General features: G+C 40.8%; 29 protein-coding genes and 2 pseudogenes. 8 read left to right on the forward strand and 23 right to left on the reverse strand.

Annotated features, from left to right (window positions below):
* Positions 1 to 113: 113 nt before the first annotated feature.
* From RAM70_RS12345 to RAM70_RS12355, 3 genes and pseudogenes are all read right to left on the reverse strand, one after another.
* Positions 114 to 254: pseudogene (locus RAM70_RS12345) on the reverse strand (type II toxin-antitoxin system VapC family toxin); the annotation flags it as partial.
* Positions 241 to 513 carry a DUF2281 domain-containing protein gene (locus RAM70_RS12350; RefSeq protein ID WP_287998967.1) on the reverse strand — a complete coding sequence of 91 codons (273 nt, stop codon included), beginning with the start codon at positions 511 to 513 and terminating at the stop codon, positions 241 to 243. The pseudogene RAM70_RS12345 and the gene RAM70_RS12350, both read right to left, overlap by 14 nt.
* 100 nt (positions 514 to 613) lie before the next feature.
* A complete protein-coding gene (locus tag RAM70_RS12355; protein WP_287998965.1) occupies positions 614 to 1,039 on the reverse strand; it encodes a DUF29 family protein in 426 nt (141 codons plus the stop codon).
* A gap of 487 nt (positions 1,040 to 1,526) precedes the next feature.
* Here RAM70_RS12355 and RAM70_RS12360 point away from each other — a divergent pair, with 487 nt between their 5' ends.
* Positions 1,527 to 3,215, forward strand: a complete 1,689-nt coding sequence (locus tag RAM70_RS12360) for a PEP-CTERM sorting domain-containing protein (RefSeq protein ID WP_312673950.1) — start codon at positions 1,527 to 1,529, stop codon at positions 3,213 to 3,215.
* Positions 3,216 to 3,430: 215 nt separating this feature from the next.
* Positions 3,431 to 3,883 (forward strand): DUF29 domain-containing protein, encoded by a 453-nt coding sequence (locus RAM70_RS12365; RefSeq protein ID WP_190381777.1) that lies wholly within the window; start codon positions 3,431 to 3,433, stop codon positions 3,881 to 3,883.
* A gap of 380 nt (positions 3,884 to 4,263) precedes the next feature.
* Here the strand turns inward: RAM70_RS12365 and RAM70_RS12370 are convergent, their stop codons facing one another.
* A complete protein-coding gene (locus RAM70_RS12370; RefSeq protein ID WP_312673952.1) occupies positions 4,264 to 5,154 on the reverse strand; it encodes a hypothetical protein in 891 nt (296 codons plus the stop codon).
* Between the two features lie 177 nt (positions 5,155 to 5,331).
* On the opposite strand from RAM70_RS12370, the gene psbA reads away from it, so the two are divergent.
* The gene (gene psbA / locus RAM70_RS12375; protein WP_012264511.1) at positions 5,332 to 6,414 is read left to right on the forward strand and encodes a photosystem II q(b) protein; all 1,083 of its coding nucleotides are present in this window, start codon (positions 5,332 to 5,334) and stop codon (positions 6,412 to 6,414) included.
* A gap of 270 nt (positions 6,415 to 6,684) precedes the next feature.
* Here psbA and RAM70_RS12380 read toward each other — a convergent pair whose 3' ends face one another.
* The 16 genes and pseudogenes from RAM70_RS12380 to RAM70_RS12455 all read right to left on the reverse strand — a co-directional run bounded on the left by RAM70_RS12380 (position 6,685) and on the right by RAM70_RS12455 (position 13,999).
* Entirely contained in the window at positions 6,685 to 7,011 is a 327-nt protein-coding gene (locus RAM70_RS12380; protein ID WP_312673956.1) for a hypothetical protein, read from the reverse strand.
* A 78-nt stretch (positions 7,012 to 7,089) separates the two neighbouring features.
* Positions 7,090 to 7,575, reverse strand: a pseudogene (locus RAM70_RS12385) (IS630 family transposase); the annotation flags it as partial.
* Positions 7,521 to 7,961, reverse strand: a complete 441-nt coding sequence (locus tag RAM70_RS12390) for a helix-turn-helix domain-containing protein (protein WP_312673834.1) — start codon at positions 7,959 to 7,961, stop codon at positions 7,521 to 7,523. The pseudogene RAM70_RS12385 and the gene RAM70_RS12390, both read right to left, overlap by 55 nt.
* 243 nt (positions 7,962 to 8,204) lie before the next feature.
* Positions 8,205 to 8,582, reverse strand: coding sequence for a type II toxin-antitoxin system VapC family toxin (locus RAM70_RS12395; RefSeq protein ID WP_312673957.1), 378 nt, complete (start codon positions 8,580 to 8,582; stop codon positions 8,205 to 8,207).
* Positions 8,569 to 8,805 carry a type II toxin-antitoxin system Phd/YefM family antitoxin gene (locus RAM70_RS12400; protein ID WP_002769357.1) on the reverse strand — a complete coding sequence of 79 codons (237 nt, stop codon included), beginning with the start codon at positions 8,803 to 8,805 and terminating at the stop codon, positions 8,569 to 8,571. Before RAM70_RS12400 ends, RAM70_RS12395 begins: the two co-directional genes overlap by 14 nt.
* Positions 8,806 to 8,944: 139 nt before the next feature.
* A complete protein-coding gene (locus tag RAM70_RS12405) occupies positions 8,945 to 9,379 on the reverse strand; it encodes a type II toxin-antitoxin system VapC family toxin (protein WP_312673958.1) in 435 nt (144 codons plus the stop codon).
* Between the two features lie 2 nt (positions 9,380 to 9,381).
* Entirely contained in the window at positions 9,382 to 9,609 is a 228-nt protein-coding gene (locus RAM70_RS12410; RefSeq protein WP_002797529.1) for a hypothetical protein, read from the reverse strand.
* 81 nt (positions 9,610 to 9,690) lie between these two features.
* Positions 9,691 to 9,990: a type II toxin-antitoxin system RelE/ParE family toxin gene (locus tag RAM70_RS12415; protein ID WP_312673960.1), complete on the reverse strand. Its 300-nt coding sequence runs from the start codon at positions 9,988 to 9,990 to the stop codon at positions 9,691 to 9,693.
* Between the two features lie 6 nt (positions 9,991 to 9,996).
* On the reverse strand, positions 9,997 to 10,254 hold the full coding sequence (locus tag RAM70_RS12420) for a ribbon-helix-helix domain-containing protein (RefSeq protein WP_312673962.1): 258 nt from the start codon (positions 10,252 to 10,254) through the stop codon (positions 9,997 to 9,999).
* A 110-nt stretch (positions 10,255 to 10,364) separates the two neighbouring features.
* Positions 10,365 to 10,574 (reverse strand): hypothetical protein, encoded by a 210-nt coding sequence (locus tag RAM70_RS12425; protein WP_312673964.1) that lies wholly within the window; start codon positions 10,572 to 10,574, stop codon positions 10,365 to 10,367.
* A 217-nt stretch (positions 10,575 to 10,791) separates the two neighbouring features.
* Positions 10,792 to 11,226 carry a type II toxin-antitoxin system VapC family toxin gene (locus RAM70_RS12430; RefSeq protein WP_002802319.1) on the reverse strand — a complete coding sequence of 145 codons (435 nt, stop codon included), beginning with the start codon at positions 11,224 to 11,226 and terminating at the stop codon, positions 10,792 to 10,794.
* A complete protein-coding gene (locus RAM70_RS12435; protein WP_312673967.1) occupies positions 11,226 to 11,597 on the reverse strand; it encodes a hypothetical protein in 372 nt (123 codons plus the stop codon). The genes RAM70_RS12430 and RAM70_RS12435 overlap by 1 nt, the downstream gene beginning before the upstream one ends.
* A gap of 249 nt (positions 11,598 to 11,846) precedes the next feature.
* Positions 11,847 to 12,140 (reverse strand): type II toxin-antitoxin system VapC family toxin, encoded by a 294-nt coding sequence (locus RAM70_RS12440; RefSeq protein ID WP_312673969.1) that lies wholly within the window; start codon positions 12,138 to 12,140, stop codon positions 11,847 to 11,849.
* A gap of 59 nt (positions 12,141 to 12,199) precedes the next feature.
* A protein-coding gene (locus RAM70_RS12445) for an ISKra4-like element ISMae18 family transposase (protein WP_288087067.1) occupies positions 12,200 to 13,251 on the reverse strand; the annotation gives its coding sequence in 2 pieces (ribosomal slippage) (positions 12,200 to 13,095 and positions 13,095 to 13,251; 1,053 coding nt in all).
* 187 nt (positions 13,252 to 13,438) lie between these two features.
* Entirely contained in the window at positions 13,439 to 13,681 is a 243-nt protein-coding gene (locus tag RAM70_RS12450) for a hypothetical protein (RefSeq protein ID WP_004163782.1), read from the reverse strand.
* 87 nt (positions 13,682 to 13,768) lie between these two features.
* On the reverse strand, positions 13,769 to 13,999 hold the full coding sequence (locus RAM70_RS12455; RefSeq protein ID WP_312673975.1) for a ribbon-helix-helix domain-containing protein: 231 nt from the start codon (positions 13,997 to 13,999) through the stop codon (positions 13,769 to 13,771).
* A 471-nt stretch (positions 14,000 to 14,470) separates the two neighbouring features.
* On the opposite strand from RAM70_RS12455, the gene RAM70_RS12460 reads away from it, so the two are divergent.
* The 5 genes from RAM70_RS12460 to RAM70_RS12480 all read left to right on the forward strand — a co-directional run bounded on the left by RAM70_RS12460 (position 14,471) and on the right by RAM70_RS12480 (position 18,705).
* Positions 14,471 to 15,760 carry a TULIP family P47-like protein gene (locus RAM70_RS12460; protein ID WP_312673977.1) on the forward strand — a complete coding sequence of 430 codons (1,290 nt, stop codon included), beginning with the start codon at positions 14,471 to 14,473 and terminating at the stop codon, positions 15,758 to 15,760.
* A gap of 24 nt (positions 15,761 to 15,784) precedes the next feature.
* The gene (locus RAM70_RS12465) at positions 15,785 to 17,434 is read left to right on the forward strand and encodes a TULIP family P47-like protein (RefSeq protein WP_312673980.1); all 1,650 of its coding nucleotides are present in this window, start codon (positions 15,785 to 15,787) and stop codon (positions 17,432 to 17,434) included.
* Between the two features lie 550 nt (positions 17,435 to 17,984).
* Entirely contained in the window at positions 17,985 to 18,110 is a 126-nt protein-coding gene (locus tag RAM70_RS12470) for a hypothetical protein (RefSeq protein ID WP_312673982.1), read from the forward strand.
* A 93-nt stretch (positions 18,111 to 18,203) separates the two neighbouring features.
* Positions 18,204 to 18,407: a hypothetical protein gene (locus RAM70_RS12475; RefSeq protein WP_002797544.1), complete on the forward strand. Its 204-nt coding sequence runs from the start codon at positions 18,204 to 18,206 to the stop codon at positions 18,405 to 18,407.
* Positions 18,382 to 18,705, forward strand: a complete 324-nt coding sequence (locus RAM70_RS12480; RefSeq protein WP_004163786.1) for a type II toxin-antitoxin system PemK/MazF family toxin — start codon at positions 18,382 to 18,384, stop codon at positions 18,703 to 18,705. The genes RAM70_RS12475 and RAM70_RS12480 overlap by 26 nt, the downstream gene beginning before the upstream one ends.
* Here the strand turns inward: RAM70_RS12480 and RAM70_RS12485 are convergent.
* From RAM70_RS12485 to RAM70_RS12495, 3 genes are all read right to left on the reverse strand, one after another.
* Positions 18,702 to 18,908, reverse strand: coding sequence for a hypothetical protein (locus RAM70_RS12485; RefSeq protein WP_312673985.1), 207 nt, complete (start codon positions 18,906 to 18,908; stop codon positions 18,702 to 18,704). The two genes, RAM70_RS12480 and RAM70_RS12485, sit on opposite strands and share 4 nt — an antisense overlap.
* Before the next feature lie 375 nt (positions 18,909 to 19,283).
* Entirely contained in the window at positions 19,284 to 19,517 is a 234-nt protein-coding gene (locus RAM70_RS12490; RefSeq protein ID WP_002769319.1) for a DUF2283 domain-containing protein, read from the reverse strand.
* Complete coding sequence (locus RAM70_RS12495; RefSeq protein WP_312673988.1) at positions 19,502 to 19,828, reverse strand: hypothetical protein; 327 nt, start codon at positions 19,826 to 19,828, stop codon at positions 19,502 to 19,504. The genes RAM70_RS12490 and RAM70_RS12495 overlap by 16 nt, the downstream gene beginning before the upstream one ends.
* Positions 19,829 to 19,922: the final 94 nt, after the last annotated feature.

Raw genomic sequence — 19,922 nt, forward strand, 5'->3', positions numbered from 1 at the left:
TGCTCACCTCATCCTATCCGTCCAGATAGGAGAAGATAAGTTTCTAATTTATTAATTGAACCCTGCGCTATATTTAAAAATCTGACATATTCGCTACGAACTACCACGGACTGATGACAACTTTCTGTTAAAACACACCAAGTTGTAATTAGAGGTTGAGAAGAATACTGTGCTAAGGTTTGCTGTGCTATTAGATGATATTGATCTTTATTGTTAAATAAAGCCACCCAGAACCCAGTATCAACGATGATCATATTTAGCTTTTAATCCTTCTTTGAGAACGGATTTATAATTAGTAGAAAGGTCTGATTCTGCACTAATACAACCGATTAACCCAGATTCTTTTAAAATGTCTAGGGTACTTTGAGCTTGAGGGTTTATTTTTGCTGCAATCTCTGGCTTTTTTGCTAAAGAATAGCGTTTTTTAAATAACTCAATAAAATCAATCAGTAAGTTTTGTGCTTCTTCAGGTAATTGGTTAATATCTTGTTGAATTTGTTCTAAGTTAATCATTAATTTTCCTCTGTTAAGGTTTTTAAATAGGCTGCTAATCTTTAAGCGACTGTTTCTGACATTTAAACCTCCTGATTTGTTTCCGACTGTCACCTGTTACTTAATCGATTAATATCAATTCCAATGCTTGATTAATAATTTTATTTTTATCGATCATAGCTTCAATTTCTTCTGGTTGATATATACCCTCAAAAGCTTCTAATGCCGCTTGTCTTAAAGCGGAAGAATAAGCATCATCTAAGGTTTCTTTTAATTCTTCTGATGTTAGATAATTTCCTCCAGTTTTACGTCGTTGATTAATGCGTTGAATCTGTCGAACAGAATTAGAAATAGAGGTTTCCCATGAGCGGGTACTGCGTTTTTCTGCTTGCTGCTTAATCAGATGTAATAGGACAATAATACTAAAGCTAAAAATCTTATTGAGCTTATCATCCTTACTCATTTCTGTCATTTCCTCTACCAAGATCAAGGCATCGGGAACATTGCCAGCTATTAATAGATTTTTTAACTCTAATAATTCTTCCATTTTTTGCTTTTTTTTACTGGTTAACCTCTTGATTTAGTAATTTGTTCCGCATTTAAATTAACCCAAGTTGCTAGTTATAAGCTTCGCTAGTTCGATCCCCCTAAATCCCCCTTAAAAAGGGGGACTTTGAGTCTGTTTCCCTCCTTAAAAAGGGGGACTTTGAGTCTGGTTCCTTCCTTAAAAAGGGGGACTTTGAGTCTGTTTCCCTCCTTAAAAAGGGAGACTTTGAGTCTGGTTCCTTCCTTAAAAAGGGGGACTTTGAGTCTGGTTCCTTCCTTTTCAAGGGGGGCTAGGGGGGATCGAACCTAGAAATCAAATTTAGCCTTGTTTTATGATCCTTGCCCTCCTTTTTACCACTAAATCCCACTTTATCCCACAAAAATTATTATATCAGAAAATCCAAAATGGCCACAAATTCCCACAGACAAAACCAAAGTGAACATCTAGATTGTAAGAATCACTTAGTTTTTTGGAGTCTTATCAGGTTATGAACAAGATACTAGCTAATTGTATCAGCTTAGGGATCGGATTGGGTGCGATCGGGGTGGCTTTCCAGGCACAAGCCGCCTCTTTTCAGGGGTTAGGAGACTTACCTGGTGGTATTTTCGGGAGCGCAGCCTATGGAGTATCAGCTGATGGGTCTGTTGTGGTTGGTAGAAGTGAAACTGCTAATGGTACTGATCTTAATAGTGAGGCATTCCGTTGGACACAAGCAACGGGGATGGTCGGACTAGGGTACTTACCAGCGCCACCTTGTCTGCCAGGGGGGGAGATTCCAATTTGCCCAAAGCAGATAAAATATAGCAGTGCTTCAGGAGTATCAGCTGATGGGTCTGTTGTGGTTGGTTCAGGCTCTCTTTATAGCGCTGGTGATACGGCATTCCGTTGGACACAAGCAGGGGGAATGGTCGTACTAGAGGACTTACCTGGTACCAGACCTGGCGATGTCCCCAGTGTAAAAGTATCAGCCGATGGGTCTGTTGTAGTTAGTGGGGGATACCGTTGGACACAAGCAACGGGGGCGGTCGGACTGGGGTCCTTACTAGTAGGAGACTATAGCAAGGCTAATGGAGTATCAGCCGATGGGTCTGTTGTAGTTGGTAAAAGTGGTGACGAGGCATTCCGTTGGACACAAGGGACAGGTATGGTAGGACTAGGGTACTTACCGGGGGTTAATGGTTTCCTTGGCTTTAGCGAGGCTAATGGAGTATCAGCCGATGGGTCTGTTGTTGTTGGTTACAGCAATGGTGGTAATGGTTTTAATGGTAATCTTATTGAGGCATTCCGTTGGACACAAGCAGGGGGAATGGTCGGACTAGGGGTACTATCTGGAGGTATAGCTAGCTATGCTAATGGAGTATCAGCCGATGGGTCTGTCGTGGTTGGTTACAGCAGGACAGGCCCTTTTACCGGCGCAGAGGCATTTATCTGGAATAGCACCCAAGGGATGCGGAGCTTACAACAGGTTTTAACTAATGATTATGGTTTAGATTTAACCGGTTGGTTTTTGAACGAAGCTAACGCAATTTCTGCTGATGGGTTAACAGTTGTGGGTTTTGGGACTAACCCTGATGGTCTGACTGAAGCTTGGATTGCTCGTTTAGATGGAAAACCAGTTCCTCCAGGAACAACTCCTACCAATCCGCTTCTCCCTACTCCAAATCCAAGCAACCCCGACGGCTTTACCTTTCCTGGTGTTCCCGTCGGTGATAATGGATTCGGTACAACTAACCCCATCTTTTTCGATCCCATTGTGTCGGTAGGATATGATTATTCAGTGACAGGCGGCCCCTTATTCGCCTCTGTTTTAATCCCTAATGCTCTCCCCCAAGGCGACAGTAACTTTACCTTAGAATTACCCGGATTTGGCAATTATTCTCTAGTTGCGGGAACGACTTTCAACTTGTTGGGTGTTAATCCCCTTGGCTTTAGTGATTTTCGCATCAGTGATATCGATCCTGCGGAAATGCTCGATCCAACTAATCCTACTGCTTTTGTGACGGGGTTAACATTTACTGCTGCTGGAACAGTAACAGTCACCCAAAACCCCATTATTCAAAATACTGGTGGCGTTAGTGTTCCTGAACCGTCCAATTTATTGGGTTTAGGATTACTCGGATTCGGTGCTTTCTTGACGGGAAAATTAAATAAGAAGCAAGCCAAAAAAGACTCTTAATAGCAATTATCGTTAATCCTGTTGCTTATACAACATGATGGCGATTTCCAGCTTCAATCATCAACCTAACTTTGATGGTAAAGTCCATAAATTCCCTATTTTTGGCATTTTAATCAGTTAGCGTCTAAATCATTAGATAAAAGGCATCCTCGAAAGGGGGTGCTTTTTTGTTGGTGTATAATGGCAATATATTCTGAAAAATTGAGGAATAACCGATGATTCATGCCGGACAAAGTTTATCATCTATCTATGAAGAAGATTATCAGCAATGGCTAGATGAGACAGTTTTATTGTTAAAAAATCGTCAAGTTGATAGTTTAGATTATGAGCATTTGATTGAGGAGTTAGAAGCTTTGGGAAGGGAACAAAAAAATGCCGTTGAGAGTTTAGTAATTCAAATCATACAACATCTTTTATTCTATCAGTATTGGTCAAGCGAACGAGAATATAACGAGCGACATTGGCGAGGTGAATTAATTGGTTTTCGGACTCAATTAGAATTAAGATTAACGACCAATCTCAGAAACCATTTATCTAATCGTCTCGATTATCTTTATGGTAAAGCCAGAAAAATGGCAGAGGTGAAAACGGATTTAAAATTCCCCTCGGCAAGTCCTTATACTTTAGCTGATATTTTAGACGAAGATTGGCTTCCTGAAATTAGGTAAAGAATTATTCAGAGAATTTTAGCTAGGATGGAAACTAGTTTTTTAAGATAATTATTAATTTAAAATCTTCACTTTTTGGATGCTTAGATTCTTGAGCCTATTCTAATTCATCTGTAGAGATTTAAGAGAATATAATCACCACAAAATCAACACCATTGCTTGGTAAATAATCGCATTTTATCACAATTTCTGCTAATTCGTTGACTCCCTATTTTCCTTGAAAAGCCTCTAAAGTAGCTTGTCCTAAAGCTAAATCATAAGCGTCTTTTCAGGTCTATCGCAATTCTTCATCTGTTAAATAATATCCTCCCGTTTTCCGCCGTTTATTGCTTCTTTGAAGCTGTTTAAGCTAAGACGTATTTTAACCCAGCTTAATTAATTTATTCAGAGATGAATCGTCTGATTAAATCTTCCCGTGAAGACTCTAACAAAAGGCGACTAGACTCCATCGGTGATAACTTGAGCAACTCATCAACAACTTTTATTAAAGACTCATCCAATTCTCCAAACCTCACTTGCATTAAATTTTCAATAATTTGTCGTTGTCCTTGTTGAAGTCCTTCCCGTTTAGTCGCCTCTTTCCACTCTAAATAAGATTGAGATAAAGCCATAAATACCTCCCTATCTTCTGATTCTAAAAGATTGTTAATTTCAACACTCACACGCCAACTGATCAATAATTCCATGACATTTTGACGGAAGGAATCGCCAGAGGGCAACTCAAGCAACTCTCTCACCGCTTGGCTTTGGGTTTTCCCCCGTCCCAACAATCTTAACAGTAAAGTGTCTGGGGTAATAGGTAACTGATTAATCGCTATAATTGCCGTTCGGTGAGAGGGAGATAAAAAGTAAATCCCTTCTGTCCAGTTTTCTAGTTCTAATTTAGCATCAAAACTCTCTAGGATGTGCAAACTAATAGAGGTAGCCAAAATCCACAATTTAGGTAAGTCATCCTCGTTTAACTCAGTTTTTTCCCGTTTCCCTTTCCGTTGAAGTTCAGCGAAAATCGAAAACAGTTTTAAGATACAGTTGCGAATTTCCGTTCGACTGGGAGCATTGCGAAAAGGCTCAAGCAAAGTGCTTGTTGTCACCATTTGCCCTAAAAGACCCAAAGATTGAGCATTTCCCCGTGTATTAGGGTGAGGAGAGAAGAAAATATCCACCTGACGGGTTTCATCCGCCACTTCTTTGCGAACTTCCACCTTTCCCAGGGGAGACAGCAATCCCTCTAGGTATTGTTTGGCAAATTGATCGTGAGGTGGTCGAGTCATATCTTCAATCTTAGACCAGAAAAGACCCGACCGCACCCGACCCATTTCATAATCTCAGCTTATCAATGGTATAAGTAACAATATCGTCAAACCCCTTTACAAACCGTTACAAATTCCTTAAGATAGAGACATCATCACTCAATCGTACCTCGATAACTTAATAGGAATCATAAACCAATGACCACCACTCTACAACAGCGCGAGAGCGCTTCCCTGTGGGAGCAGTTCTGTCAGTGGATCACCAGCACCAACAACCGTCTCTATATCGGTTGGTTCGGTGTGATCATGATCCCCACCCTGCTCACCGCCACCACCTGCTTCATCATCGCCTTTATCGCCGCTCCTCCCGTAGATATCGACGGTATTCGCGAGCCTGTAGCTGGTTCTCTACTCTACGGAAACAACATCATCTCTGGTGCTGTTGTTCCCTCTTCCAACGCGATTGGACTCCACTTCTACCCCATCTGGGAAGCTGCTTCCTTAGATGAGTGGTTATACAACGGTGGTCCCTACCAGTTAGTCATTTTCCACTTCTTACTAGGTGTCTTCTGCTACCTCGGTCGTCAGTGGGAACTGTCTTTCCGTTTAGGAATGCGTCCTTGGATTTGTGTTGCCTACTCCGCACCTGTATCCGCCGCTACTGCTGTATTCTTAATCTATCCCATCGGACAAGGTTCTTTCTCCGACGGTATGCCTTTAGGAATCTCTGGAACCTTCAACTTTATGTTCGTGTTCCAAGCAGAACATAACATTCTGATGCACCCCTTCCATATGTTAGGTGTTGCTGGTGTGTTCGGCGGTTCCTTGTTCTCCGCGATGCACGGTTCGCTAGTAACTTCTTCTTTAGTGCGTGAAACCACTGAAATCGAATCTCAGAACTACGGTTACAAATTCGGTCAAGAAGAAGAAACCTACAATATCGTTGCCGCTCACGGTTACTTCGGACGTTTAATCTTCCAATACGCTTCTTTCAATAATAGCCGTTCTCTGCACTTCTTCTTAGGTGCATGGCCGGTAATCGGTATCTGGTTTACCGCAATGGGTGTTAGCACCATGGCGTTCAACCTCAATGGTTTTAACTTCAACCAGTCGATTCTCGATTCTCAAGGTCGTGTAATTGGTACTTGGGCCGATGTGTTAAACCGCGCTGGTATCGGTATGGAAGTAATGCACGAGCGCAATGCTCACAACTTCCCCTTAGACTTGGCTAGTGGTGAACAGGCTCCTGTGGCTCTGATTGCTCCCGCTATTAATGGTTAATTCCTAGTCTGAACGAAAAGGCACTCCCGCGAGGGGGTGCTTTTTTGTTGAGAAAGGAGGGATAACCAGTGGCGATCGTGGCTATGAGAGAATAATACTAAATCTGGTTATTAAAGACTGATTATTTATTACCCCTACCCCCCCTTGCCCCCCGACGTCGGGGGGGTTGGGGGGGTTGCCTTCTGCCTTTTGCCTGTCCTGATATGTAGCCTATACTCAACGGATTTCGTATAAAAGACAGTTCTGTTATACGCCGCAATCATTGATCTTTTAACAGTTCATATTTATCCCCCAATGTGAAAATTGGCGGTCTTTGTAGGCAAGGGTAAAAGTGGATAAATAATCTTGACCGTCTAAATCGAGATTAAAGGCAGAAAAGCAGACCCACAGACTACGTTTATCAACGGCGACAGAGCGACTAAAAATTTTACTGAGAGTATTGGCAGTCAGTCCAGTGTGTTGGCTAAGAATGTCTAAGGTGCAGCGAGTGTTTTGTTTTATTTCCCAATTCACTTTAGCACGGTGCAGTTTTTGGTAGCCGATAGAGGTTAATATTACGCCGCGTTGACGAAAGGATTTACCCTTTGACTGTTCCATAAGTTACCTCATCAACATAGAGATTAGCAGAATTTTCCATTATGGTAATCAATGGGAATATGGCATAGAACGAGTTAGTTAGGACAGATGCCTGAAGGCTTTACTCACAGCATCCACAAGGTTTTCACTATCATTGATAATCTGACTAACATAGTTTTTCAATCTAGCCCAGAACTTTTCAATTTTGTTGAGGTCTGGAGAATAGGCGGGTAAAAATAGCACTTCACATCCCGCTTTAGCTAACAATTTTTTGATTCTCTCTTTGGGATGAAAACTGGCGTTATCAATGATGATAATTTGACCGGGTAGTAGTTCGGGTAATAGCAATTGTTCTATCCACTCACACACCAACTCTGTATTACAGTACCCCTCAAACACCATTGGCGTGATCGTGGAACCACGCCACCAACCGCTGATCACACTAACTCGTTCGCTACAGTGACCTAACTTTAAAGCCTCAAATCTTTCTGATTTGTGACAATATCCATAAGGATAATCGATGGTGTTATCTATTCCAGCTTCATCAATATAGACAAATCTTTCCGGGGCATAACCTCTGATTTTTTGGAGAAACTCTTTTCGGGCTTCTTCATCTCTTTCTCTGTAGCCATAAGTTTTTTTTTTCTAGTAAATCCAATTCTTTTGAGCGCTTGACCAATTCTCATCCTACTGACTGGGTTAGCCCATTTTTGCGCCATTTTTTCTTGGGTCAAATGCCCATATTGTTCGGCCAACTTTTGAAAGGCTTCTAAATCGTCAATTTTGGGCTTCGGCCCTCGACGATAGTTAGTTTTAGCGGCCACCGTCCCAGTTTGTTTCTTCCGTTTCAGCCAGATGTCTAATGTATTACGACTAATATTGAGGGTGCGACAGACATGGCTTTTTTTCTCCCCTCGCTCTACGGCACTCACTGCTTTCTGTCTTAAATCATCACTATAGGGTGCTGCCATGAAAGCTTCTCCTCATTTCTTTTTCTCTATTATGTCCTAACTATCCCGCTCTTTGCTATACAAAAAATTACTTTTTTTACAATATTTAAAGTTTGCGCTAGGAGTCAGGATTTTAACTAGGTGAGATCACCGATGATTCTCCTTGAACAGTTATTATGTACTTAACCTATAGGAGTCCATCGTTATTTAGCGATTGAATGGTGCGATCGCCGTTATGCTTCATCAATTTCCCATAGATTGTGATTAATCCCATACGGCATTTTCATAATGATTTAAAATGTGATAATCTTTGGTTAGCAAAATATGGTTATCTACTGAAGCGTTACTAACAATTAAGCGCTCAAAGGGATCACGAGTCCAGTTAATAATGACAGACTGATTAATAATTAAATTAAAATCTTTTTTACATACCTTTAAATCAAGGCAACTTACTAATTCTAGAACAATGTCGTCTGATTTTTCAGTAATTCGCCCAATTTCGTATAAATATTGTAACCCTAGCCTTACTATCGGCGAAATATAGAGTTCATTCTCGTTAATTAGATGTTTGGCGCAATCGCTTAATTTAGCAGTTAGTCCTGCATCAAGCCAGACAACAATATGAGTATCAAGGTAAATCAAGGTTTGTCTCCTGTTCCCAACTGATTTGTACAAGATCATCGGGATCGCCAATAATGGCTTGAGGACGATAAATTAATTTTTGTAATTTATCTACGGTTTCAACGGGACTAATGATTAATCGTTTGCCGTTGCGCTCAATTTCTAGGGGTTTTCCTGTGTTGAGGATTTCATCGAGCAGTTGGTCTAGGTTATTTTGTAATTTACTTGAGGTGACGCTTTTCATTGCTGGTCAAGGGAGTAGGGAGTTTTGGGGACGGGAGATATTCGCTATTATAGCGATCGCCGTTATGCTTGATAAATTTCCTGACGATGCCCGATTTTGTGGAGATCAATAATGGGATTCTGCTCTGGGCAATCAAATTCTAAGTAAGATTATTAAAATTAGAATCTTGGAACAAAATCCGCAAGTTTTCTTGGGTAAAGTGTTGGTCATGGGTTAAGACTTCTATAATGCCTCTTTGTTTCATTACAATCATAGAGATGCAATCTGTGAGGCTATAGCCTTTATCAGGACGTTCATCGAATAGTTGAAATCCAGCTTGTCTTAGTTGAGGCGTGTAAGAAATAATTTCCATATTCGACTCTTGGCAAATTTGAAGGTAGGTAGCAAGAGCTTTTCGACGCATAATAGCACCTTTAGTTGCAAAATAATTCAGTTTTTCATCTATGATGCCATCGGTAGTTATTAGGTAATCATCTGCATATTTTTGGGCATAATCTAAGGCAATAGTGTGCCAGTTATCTCTGGGATTAATCAAGGCAATCCAATAAAAGGTATCAGCAAAAATGACTTTCATTGTTATTGTTTTGGTGTGCCATAAAGATAATGATCGTGTTGTTCGGCTCCGTCGGTGGGTAAGGTTTCTAGGACTTCTGGGGGAATATCGGCGGTGAGTTCTTCAATGAATTGCCAAAAGGGTTGTTTCGGTTTGGCGGTTTGGGTTTGATGGAGGAAATCGAGGAGTTGGTGAATGGTTTCATCGGAAGCGGTTTCGATTTCCTGGAGGAGTTGTTCTTTGGCTGTCATCGCTGGTTTGGGATGGGGGGATGTTCCAGATTATAGCGATCTCTATTATAAACAGTTGAAAAAAGTAATTGCCTTGATTTTTTAGGGGTTTTCAAAGAAAAAAGCTTCTAAATCTCGCTCTCCTTTGATAAAAGGCATGATTTCTAGCCCTTGCTCAGTTAAGGGATAGAAAATAATGTAGTTTTTCATCGGTAAGCCACGCAAATAGGGACGAATCTCTCGATAACTGCGCCCCATTAGAGGAAATTGGCTAAGATAACGACATTTTTTGCTAAACTCTTCTAGGAATTTCTCACCCGTACTAATGTTAGTATTAGCCAAATAATCAAGAATTTGTTCCATATCTCGAATGGCTTCGGTTGAAATGATGTATTGATTCATGAATATTTAAGCTTCACAGTTTTTTTGAAGTCTTACTTTGAGTTGAGCGATCGCGGTTTCTCCATCAATCCCTTCGCTTCGATCTAATTGTTCGGCAGCAATATCAATTTTTTGGCCAATGTCTTCCACCCATTGTTGATACTGATCGCGTTTACTGAGTAACTGTAAGGCTTCGGCAATGATTTCGTCTGGATTGGCATAATGCCCTGTATTGAGTTTGGCTTCGATCAGTTTTTGGTGTTCAGGTTTTAAGGTTAATTTCATGGTTGTTAACGTTTGGCTTTTTTTCATTATAGGTTTGTCGCTGGGGGATAATCCCAGGTTTGTCAGGCAAGATGCTTCTCTCGTTTCTGCTGTGGGGTAGGGTTTCTAGCCTATCGAATTAGGCATTCCCAATCTTCTCGATCCACGATAGGACTGACAATATCCCCTAAGGTTTTGCCTTTACCGATTAAATGAGCAGGGGTCGTTCGTTTTACCTGGGTTGTGGGAGATGGTTCTTCTTCAATGATAATGATGGCGCGAATATTCTGTGCTTTGGGTTTTTCCCCTAGCCATTGGATATGATCGCCTTCGATGGTCACGTCATATGGTTAAGGTTCTCTAACAATTCTCTTAACTAAGTCTATGATATTGCAGTGATAGTCTAGTTTAGTCTGAATTTAAGAGGTTCGGCAGAAAAGAGTCTATATTGTTATTGAAAGTTAGGGTTAGGCGATCGCGGTTATGCTTGATAAATTTCCTGACGATGCCCGATTTTGTGGAGATCAATAATGAAATACTGCTCTAAGCAATCAAATTCTAAGTAAGATTATTAAAATTAGAATCTTGGAACAAAATCCGAAAGTTCTCTTGGGTGAAGTGTTTGTCATGGGTTAAGACTTCTATAATGCCTCTTTGTTTCATTACAATCATAGAGATGCAATCTGTGAGGCTATAGCCTTTATCTAGACGGTTGGCATAAAGTTCTACACCTGATTGAATTAAATAGGAATCAACGCTAATAATTTGCAGATTTGGAGAGGTTCGGATTTGGCGATAGAAATTGACGACACCTTGTTTCATGGGTTGATCAAATTTGGCAAAAAAGTTGAGATATTCCACCAAGACTAAATCGGTTGTAATTAAAGAATAATCTTGAATTAACGTACTAAAAGCTCGCACTTGTCTATGCCATTGATCTTTAGCATGAATCAAGGCAACCCAATAAAATGTGTCGGCGAAGAGGGTCTGCATTATTCTTGAGGAGAATTGCCATAAAGATAGTAATCCAAGTTGGCCGCCGCATCGGTGGGGATCTGGTCAAAGGATTCTTCAGGGATGGTGGCGATTATTTCATCGGCGATTTCCCAAATCGGTTTGTTAGTTTGCGGGGAAGGGGCGGAAGTTTTACATTCCCAATCTTCTTGATCCACGATAGGACTGACAATATCCCCTAAGGTTTTGCCTTTACCGATTAAATGAGCAGGGGTCGTTCGTTTTACCTGGGTTGTGGGAGATGGTTCTTCTTCAATGATAAGGATGGCGCGGAGGGTCTGTGCTTTGGGTTTTTCCCCTAGCCATTGGATATGATCGCCTTGGATGGTCACGTCATAATGTTTGAGCATGGTTAAGGTTCTCTAACAATTTTCTTAACTAAGTCTATGATATTGCAGTGATAGTCTAGTTTAGTCTGAATTTAAGAGGTTCGGCAGAAAAGAGTCTATATTGTTATTGAAAGTTAGGGTTAGGCGATCGCGGTTATGCTTCTTTAATTTCCCAACGATGCCTAATTCTCATGATCTCGGTTATTCTTCTTTAATTTTCCGACGATGCCCGATTTTGTGGAGATCAATAATGGGATTCTGTCTGAGTTATCAAAAAAGAATAGTTAGACCTTCTTGGGTAAAATGTTTATCATGGGTGAGTATTTCATAAATTCCCATTTGTTTCATCACCATCATTGAAATGCAGTCGGTAAGGCTATAGCCTTTATCTAGACGACTGGCATAAAGTTCTATTCCTAGCTTTCTTAGTTCTTGATGGTAAGAAATTAGTTGAATGCTGGGATCATCAAGAATACTGTGATAAAGTTCTACGGCCTTAACGCGCATAATGTCGCCTTGTTTGGAGAAATGAGCAAAAATTTCATCAACAATACCGTCTGTCATCACTAGCGATACATGAGGGTTAGATGGGAGCATCCCAGTTTTGCAATGAGTAAAAATACTCAGGCAATATCGCCGTTGAGATAAGCACAACGTAGCTTCAAATACTGAGGAACATTCTCTGCTTTCCATTGTGCTCCCACAATTTTCATTCTTGCACCTATTTGCTTAATCTTTGACTCTACACTTCCAGAACCGATGCAAATCCCTTGGGATTGATAGAGTTCGTAATTGGGTATTCTTTCTCGATGTTTATCGACATATTTGGTGAAATTTATAGCCTGTTTCTTTTTGCATCCCTCTAATTCCTCTAAAACTCTTTTCACCTCTCCTTTCCATAAATTCTCTTTGATTCTATTCAGACGCTTGTTTGACCCGCCTATTTTATTCATATTCTCTACTAAATGATACCAATCCAATATTTCTCTCCTTTTAACACCGATTTTCTCCATCAGATTCCACACCCCATCATGACCATCTCCTAAACAGGTGACTACCTCTGTTAAGGGCTGACGGTTCACCCATTCCAGTAATTCTTCATTTTGCTGAAAAAATCCCGCACATTCTTGACCATGCAGACTTACTGCTTTGTAATCTCGACCTTGACTCGGTTGTCCTTTGGGCGTTCTGATTCTGACTTTTCCGACCTCTACACTCAATGCTTCTACCGGACTCTTTGCTTCTGCTTCCTCAAATTTATATCTTTGTACAAGCCTCTGTTGACTACTGCCTGAAACTGCCATTCCTGTCGCCATTTTGAGATCTTTTTCCGCATCTTCAAAAGAGACTTTAGCCACTGCTCCTAAGCAACATTTCTCCAGCATGGGACTTAATCGATTATTCTTGCTTAATCCTAGTTTATCGGCTTGTTTCTCGCTTATCTTGACTTTCCCTATGATACTGCTTACGCTTTTGGTTCGCCCTGCTTGGGTTCCTGTTGCTGATTCAAAAAAAAATTGCCTATGGCAGGACCCAATGTAGTCAGCCAATGGTCTCGCAGGGCGGTTTCAATGCCCTCAAAGCTACGTAGTTGTTCTTCTGGGGTATTATCGACTAGAATTTGAGCAATGGCTTTTAAATGTTGATCTAGTTGTTCTTTTTGGTCTGTATTCATGATTCTACCGTTTAATTGTTTCTCTTTATTTTGCCTTAGCTAACGTTTTTAGTCTCTAAGCATTTATACTTATGGCAAAATTGGGATGCTCCCGGGTTAGATTGGCTCCATTCGATGACTCTGAGATGCCAAGTGTCTCTAGGACTAAGCAACGCTATCCAGTAAAAGGTATCGGCAAAAATTATTTTCATTCTTTACGTTTTGGTGTGCCATAAAGATAATGATCGTGTTGTTCGGCTCCGTCGGTGGGGAGTTGAGCGATAATTTCTGGCGGAACATCAGCCATAATTTCCTGAGCGATTTGCCAGATGGGTTTACGAGTTTCAGGATATTTTTCTGAGCGTGCCGACAAGAGGAAGTCGAGAACTTCTTGTAGGAGTGGCTCGGAGCTTTTTTCGATTTCCTGTAGGAGTTGTTCTTTGGCTGTCATGGCTGGTTTGGGATGGGGGAATACTCGATATTATAGAATATTATAGAGATTTATCGGGCGATCGCTGATTGTATCGCGGTTTCTCCATCAATTCCTTCGCCTCTTCAAGAAAGTCCCCTTTTTTAAGGGGGATTTAGGGGGATCAAACTCGATTGCCCATTGTTGATAGCGATTGCGTTTACTGAGTAATTGCAAGGCTTCGGCAATGATTTCATCTGGATTGGCATAACGCCCTGTATCTAGTTTGGCTTCGATCAGCTTTTGGTGTTCGGGTTTTAAGGTTAATTTCAGGGTCGTTAAGGCTTGGCTTTTTTTCATTATAGGTTTATCGCTATGGAATCATCCCAGGGTTGCCGAGGCAAGAGGTTTCTCTCGTTTCTGCGGTGGGGTGGGTTTCTGGTCTGTGGAGATGGCTAAGGTGGGATGCTGGCATAGTTGTTTTTGGTGTCTTGGGTATGAAGTAGAAGTTTGGGGTTGGGAGAGTGGGGAGATTGTCAGGATATTTTGACAAGGCTTGGACTTAAGTTGGTAAAGTTGGGAATTTTTCCCAAGTTAAGGATTTTTGTGGGAGGATGGAGGGGCTGGAAGTTAGGTGCGGTAAGGGTTTGGGGAATTTTATGGACTTTTTTCTTAAGTTGGTAAACTTTGGTTGTTTTGAGGATAGAGGTCATGGTAGCTTGAGACAAGCAAAGTTCAAACTTTCGCTTATTTATATCCCAATCTAGGCTTGCTATAGCAGTAGGGTTCAATAGATAGTGTTAGATTCAAACACATTAGAAAAGTTTTGTTATGCAAAATTACAAATGGGATGTCGTTTTTGCTTGCAGCGGCGAGTACATTAACCAGCAATTGGCCAAAAATACCGACAAGTATGTTGAGTCATTTTCTTATGAAGATGATGCAATCAAAATGGAGGGTGTTTTTGGGGCGTGGGAACTGAGCCCTGGCGGTTCTCCAAACTTGTTGCAATTCAAAACCCCTATTACCCAGGGAGTTGTAACAGTCAAATCCATTAATAAAACCTGTTCATTAGATGGAGCTATTCCTCTACTACAATTACAATTAAGTTTCATTGATGGTGCATCTACAAATGAAAAGAATTTAACCTTTAATTGTTCTGTTGTTGGTCAATCTCCTAACGATACAACTTCAGGAGCAGTATCAGTCATCAATTCTGACACCACAGGAGTGCTGGCTCATCAAGATCCAGATGGTTTAGCCGCCGCTCTACTAATACCAGGGTTAGCCAAGTGCTTGATTGCTAACAAGGATAAGTTGTCATTTGTCTTTGCATCTGTGTTACTTGTTCCTCCCCAAAATTCAGGTTGGTTAACACTAAAACAGATGGTTTATGCTTATCAGCAGCACATGAACAATACCTTGGGAGCGTTGACTATATTAGGTATGCTGACAGATGCAGACATCTCTTCCCAATCTCATGTATTTGACACAAATCTTTTGAGGGCAAATGATGATTTTGGGTTTATACTTTCTGGCACTCAATTTCTGACCAATCTTATTCTTCCTAAATTACCTGATGGGTATAAAGGAAGTAACTCTTCCCAGTTCAAAATAGACGGGAATAACATAGTTAATAACGGCAATGTCAACCTTAATGAAGTCAAAGTCGGAGCTATTTGGTATCCTCCTTACATTAATGATCTGAATATCCACATAGATAGCGATGCGATCAGAACGCAAGCTGCTGGAAATTGCGACATAACAGGTTTGACGGATGCCTATGTATCCTTTTCGGTCACTTCTAGAAATGTGGCTCAATTTGATGCTTCAGTTCCTTCAATTAGCTTCTTAAACGATCCCCAAAAAGATGTTACTACCAGTAAACATATTCCTTGGTGGGAAGAGGTTCTTGGTGTATTAACTTTGGGCATTCTAAATGCAGTTGTGGAGATTGTAGGAGATTACATTGAAGATGGTGTCTCATCAGCAGTATCTGGCACAGGAATCTCTGCTCAGAGTATGGGAGCGGTATTGGTGACATGGCCAGGACAAAATGCTATCAAATTTGACGATGGAGGTCTGCTCGATAACTTTTATATGCGTGGACAATCTAACTAACGAAAAAACAACTAGGAGAAAATCATGTCTCAAAATGTAAATACTTTTGGATGGAATACTGTTTATGCGGCTAGTGTTCCTGTTGTTAATAATGCAATTGTAACTCAAAAATCATTCCCTACATCTTTTGATTATCCAGATAATGTAGGTGTACATATCAAGGGTAACTGGAAATCTTGGCAGCTTATTTCTGGAGGCAGCGGTAGCAATGTCCAAATGAAATGTATTGTTGACAGTGGCACAATATCAGGATTGGGTCAACCAGATGGGGATCTCAAGGATGCAAGCCTTATTATCCAAGTAAAATTACAAAAAATAGCAGATGCAAGTCTCAATTTTACAGACACAACAGCAAAACCTGATACTGGTACTGCTAATGCAATTAAAGTTAATACCCAGGCAATAGGTGATGATCCTGTCGTTTCTGTATTGCAATCTTCTCAATACCCTAATGTGAGCGTTGAGCTATTTAAAGACTTACTTGGAAGCGTTTTTGGACATTATTTCAACGCAAATATTAGTAGTTTTTCCCATGTTTTTAGTGTGATGATGCTGAATCAACAAGCAGCAAAAGACGATTTTGCTTGGTTGAAACCAACAGATCTTAGCTATGCGGTCGGTAGTACCGAGGATGATGACCTTTCTAAGGCTGTTTTTGCAACTCTTTGTTTGACAGACGGAGCAACGATTTCTGGTGGAATGCAGCAAGCTGTTGATATTAGTGCGCTGCAAGGTTTACCCCCTGATGCCAATTCATCTTTTGTTATCAGCCCTGAAAAAGTAACTCAGCATATGCTTTTTAAAGGTGCTGTAGCAACAATTCAAGGTTCTAAAGATTCTGACTTTACAATAGGAAGCGACCAAGTTAGTATCAGGAATGTGAACAAAATAACTTGGGGTAATTTCCAAACCGATAATGGAGTAATTTCTCCTACAATCAATGTAGGTAACTTTACAATGACTCTTCAGGACGACCATATTCTTTTAGAAATTGTCAATGCAGAGTACGAACCTTCGGCTGGCATTACTGTCCATTTAACTCTTACACAAAAATTTGGTTTTAAGACTGTAAAACGAGACAGTGATGGCAAGTATGTTTTTATTCCTGATACAAGTAGTTTCGGCTCACCCCACATTGTCACCGCAGTTAGTATTTCTGAAGGTTTGAAAATTCTAGAAATAACACTTGCTGTAGTCGGTGCAGTTGCTGGATTAGCAGCAGGAGCTAGTGGCATTGGTGCGTTAATAGCTAAGGGCGCAACTGTTGCAGCAGAAGGAGCGGCAGCCTCTGCGGAGATATCGGCTGAGGTTGTGGAAGAAGCAATAGAGAGTGCCAGCGAAGAATCAATTGAGGCGGCAGAAAATGAGGCTGCGCTATCAGTTGATGAAGGTATTTCTGGTGTGGAGGGAGCAGCACAAGTTCAGAAAGGTAGTTTCCTTCTAACTGGCCAGTTTCGAGCATATTGCGGTCTTGCAGCAGCAATTGCAGGGGTTTCATCAGCAGGAATCGCAGTGGCCAAGTTTGTGACAGAGGAGGATTACGACAAGGTTCCTGCTTTTAATGATTTTGCTGCGAACTGTCTTGGCACTACAAAATGGCCAGCAACAAACAATGCAGAGTTAGTATCGGTGGATTTGAGAAATTCTCTAGTTATGGGAATCAAGTTGTCATAGTGTGATCGCCCCTTTCGTAATGCGATCACCAAGCTTATAATGCAATTTTTAAGAGGGGTTAAAAGCCCCTTTTTTTTGCAACTCACAAGAATGGATGTAAGGTGTGATAACTTTAGTATTCTCGCCTTTTAATGTGAGACATTTTATATTATTATGCGTTACGCTACCCTAACACATCCTACCATTACTCATCGCCAATATTATCGGGAATAATGGGGATTTCTACCATTCTCCAATCGGTCAGATAAAAGCCCTGATAAACCGATAAACCCTAGAAAACAGCCAATCTTACGGTTTTAAACAGAACCCATGCCGCCCAGAATTGTAATGAATATAATCACAATGTAACCCATAATCTCGTTCATCTCACATTAAATATTCCCAAAAACGACGTTGCCATAAATTACTTTTTCTCCGCTTTTGTCGAGATAACAAAACCACTCGATCAATCCCTAATGGCTCTCCATGTCTTACACTCTAAATTATGGCATATCCAGCCCGTTGAAATTAGCTGCTAAAATTGAAGAGGAAACCAGCCAAACAGCAAACCATGCTAAAAACCATCGAAGGCATTTATCAGGATGGACAAATCCGCTTCACCGAACCACCGCAAGGTGTGGGCGATCGCCTTAGAAACACCTTCATCCAGTGCGATCGCTATCTTCTTGTTAATTAAACTTTAAAATTGCGATCATTTTGGTTTTTGAAAGAGCGAGCGCCGTGCTAACCTAGTGGACAGAAAGTAATCTACAAGCGATCAGTTGAAGCCATGAGTGAAGCCGTTGTAACACTTCTTAGACAGTTCAAAAAACTTTCAGCTAGAGAAAAATCTGAGTTCCTTTCAGCCAGCCTGAGTCCGACTGGAGACTATGGTGATTGGAGTAATGATGATGCAGTTCTTTTTGCCGCTCAATCGTTTGCTCGTCTAGATGCAGAGGAGGAAGCAGATGGGGAATCCGAAGCCAGTTCGTAGCGAAGTTTGGTTGATTGATTTTGGGATAGCAGCAAAAGTACGCCCCGCTCTTGTTGTGAGTGAACCTTATGGAGATGAGGATCGAGCTTTGATTGGTGTGATTCCTCATACAACTAGTATCAGAGGCTCCCAATATGAGATTCAGATCGACCTTCCCTTTCTGAAAAGAAAAGGTGCCTTCCTACTTCAGGGTTTTGTAACCGTTCCTCCACCCTATTTTGTGAAAAAGCTTGGAATGCTATCGGAATCACAGATGAAATTAATTGAAAACGGGCTGAAAGATTGGCTCCGCCTTTAATAATCGTCATATAAACCTTCGTCTTCTGGGGCATAACTATTCAGAAAAGAAGAACGAAGGCGATCGCTAACCAACGTTTTGGGCTGAATGGTGATCACCCACTTCCCTTTACCAATTCCTTGCACAATAGAACTGGGAAGATTGAGTTGCTCCCCTTCTTCAATTTCTACTTCAAAAGCTAATTTTAATAACTGATTTTTCATAAAACAAAAGCACCTATAATATTGAAAATGTTAGCACAGAGTGTAGAAGCATCAGTGATCGCCATCATCAAAAGTGAAAATGACTCGGCTTGGCAATAAAGCATAAGCTAACTGTTCCTCATTCAGAAGCCCCAATCAGTGCTTTCTCTGAAGACATTGTAACATCAATCCCTCGCATCCTTAAACCTTTGGCGATCACTAATGACTAACATGGTACACCCAAGAAATGTCAATTCCATCCCAACCTAAATACACCTGTAAAGAATGTTAAGTTTTTACCCCATCAAATCCTGACATTAATCCGTATTGTTTCAATTTTCGTTCAATCCTGATGTATTTCTGCTGATAACTGCTTCACTTTTCTAAAGGATTCAATTATCCCACTAATCGAAAAGCAGCATCAATCGGCAATTGTAACGGTAAGGATTGATTCCAGCGTTTCGAGAAAAATAAAATCTCCAAATTCTCAATCTCCCCAGAAGTCGGATTTAGACGAGCGACAATTTCATCCCCAATCTCCTCCGACTCTTGATCTGCATAGGGAGAACAGACATCTACATAAAGAATATCTCCCGTCGGATCATAGCGAAAAGTTAGATTTTTTTCCATACCATTATTCCCCCTGTAATTTTTCGGGCTGTGTATATAGTCACGATCCAATGACGACTAAGAGCAGATTGGGAAACCACCACCACAATTAAAAATCGTCCCGTCCGAATCGTTGAAAACCACTTAGAAAATAACAACGCCTTTTCATCGTGATCGCTAGAACGAATTAAATCTGGATCAGCTAAAGTCTGGGCTAATTGCTCCTCATAATCGGGTAATGTCCCCGGATGGCGATCAATAATATGCTGTTCTCGCTCATCGGTTAATTCAACCTCTACCTCTAAATAACTACAGAAAAAAGACCTTGCCAAATTTTCTTCATGTCTCCAAAACTGATCTTAAATTTAAAAACCAAAACTTAATCATCGGCGATCGCTGCTTCCAATATCAGAGACATGAAACCTG

The organism is Microcystis wesenbergii NRERC-220, from assembly GCF_032027425.1.
Taxonomy (GTDB): domain Bacteria; phylum Cyanobacteriota; class Cyanobacteriia; order Cyanobacteriales; family Microcystaceae; genus Microcystis; species Microcystis wesenbergii_A.

Excerpts from the sequence above, each read along its gene's own strand:
- RAM70_RS12350 (WP_287998967.1), bottom strand. The coding sequence starts at position 513 with ATGATTAACTTAGAACAAATTCAACAAGATATTAACCAATTACCTGAA.
- RAM70_RS12355 (WP_287998965.1), bottom strand. The coding sequence starts at position 1,039 with ATGGAAGAATTATTAGAGTTAAAAAATCTATTAATAGCTGGCAATGTT.
- RAM70_RS12360 (WP_312673950.1), top strand. The coding sequence starts at position 1,527 with ATGAACAAGATACTAGCTAATTGTATCAGCTTAGGGATCGGATTGGGT.
- RAM70_RS12365 (WP_190381777.1), top strand. The coding sequence starts at position 3,431 with ATGATTCATGCCGGACAAAGTTTATCATCTATCTATGAAGAAGATTAT.
- RAM70_RS12370 (WP_312673952.1), bottom strand. The coding sequence starts at position 5,154 with ATGACTCGACCACCTCACGATCAATTTGCCAAACAATACCTAGAGGGA.
- psbA (WP_012264511.1), top strand. The coding sequence starts at position 5,332 with ATGACCACCACTCTACAACAGCGCGAGAGCGCTTCCCTGTGGGAGCAG.
- RAM70_RS12380 (WP_312673956.1), bottom strand. The coding sequence starts at position 7,011 with ATGGAACAGTCAAAGGGTAAATCCTTTCGTCAACGCGGCGTAATATTA.
- RAM70_RS12390 (WP_312673834.1), bottom strand. The coding sequence starts at position 7,961 with ATGGCAGCACCCTATAGTGATGATTTAAGACAGAAAGCAGTGAGTGCC.
- RAM70_RS12400 (WP_002769357.1), bottom strand. The coding sequence starts at position 8,805 with ATGAAAAGCGTCACCTCAAGTAAATTACAAAATAACCTAGACCAACTG.
- RAM70_RS12405 (WP_312673958.1), bottom strand. The coding sequence starts at position 9,379 with ATGAAAGTCATTTTTGCTGATACCTTTTATTGGATTGCCTTGATTAAT.
- RAM70_RS12410 (WP_002797529.1), bottom strand. The coding sequence starts at position 9,609 with ATGACAGCCAAAGAACAACTCCTCCAGGAAATCGAAACCGCTTCCGAT.
- RAM70_RS12415 (WP_312673960.1), bottom strand. The coding sequence starts at position 9,990 with ATGAATCAATACATCATTTCAACCGAAGCCATTCGAGATATGGAACAA.
- RAM70_RS12420 (WP_312673962.1), bottom strand. The coding sequence starts at position 10,254 with ATGAAATTAACCTTAAAACCTGAACACCAAAAACTGATCGAAGCCAAA.
- RAM70_RS12430 (WP_002802319.1), bottom strand. The coding sequence starts at position 11,226 with ATGCAGACCCTCTTCGCCGACACATTTTATTGGGTTGCCTTGATTCAT.
- RAM70_RS12435 (WP_312673967.1), bottom strand. The coding sequence starts at position 11,597 with ATGCTCAAACATTATGACGTGACCATCCAAGGCGATCATATCCAATGG.
- RAM70_RS12440 (WP_312673969.1), bottom strand. The coding sequence starts at position 12,140 with ATGACAGACGGTATTGTTGATGAAATTTTTGCTCATTTCTCCAAACAA.
- RAM70_RS12450 (WP_004163782.1), bottom strand. The coding sequence starts at position 13,681 with ATGACAGCCAAAGAACAACTCCTACAGGAAATCGAAAAAAGCTCCGAG.
- RAM70_RS12455 (WP_312673975.1), bottom strand. The coding sequence starts at position 13,999 with ATGAAAAAAAGCCAAGCCTTAACGACCCTGAAATTAACCTTAAAACCC.
- RAM70_RS12460 (WP_312673977.1), top strand. The coding sequence starts at position 14,471 with ATGCAAAATTACAAATGGGATGTCGTTTTTGCTTGCAGCGGCGAGTAC.
- RAM70_RS12465 (WP_312673980.1), top strand. The coding sequence starts at position 15,785 with ATGTCTCAAAATGTAAATACTTTTGGATGGAATACTGTTTATGCGGCT.
- RAM70_RS12470 (WP_312673982.1), top strand. The coding sequence starts at position 17,985 with ATGCTAAAAACCATCGAAGGCATTTATCAGGATGGACAAATCCGCTTC.
- RAM70_RS12475 (WP_002797544.1), top strand. The coding sequence starts at position 18,204 with ATGAGTGAAGCCGTTGTAACACTTCTTAGACAGTTCAAAAAACTTTCA.
- RAM70_RS12480 (WP_004163786.1), top strand. The coding sequence starts at position 18,382 with ATGGGGAATCCGAAGCCAGTTCGTAGCGAAGTTTGGTTGATTGATTTT.
- RAM70_RS12485 (WP_312673985.1), bottom strand. The coding sequence starts at position 18,908 with ATGAAAAATCAGTTATTAAAATTAGCTTTTGAAGTAGAAATTGAAGAA.
- RAM70_RS12490 (WP_002769319.1), bottom strand. The coding sequence starts at position 19,517 with ATGGAAAAAAATCTAACTTTTCGCTATGATCCGACGGGAGATATTCTT.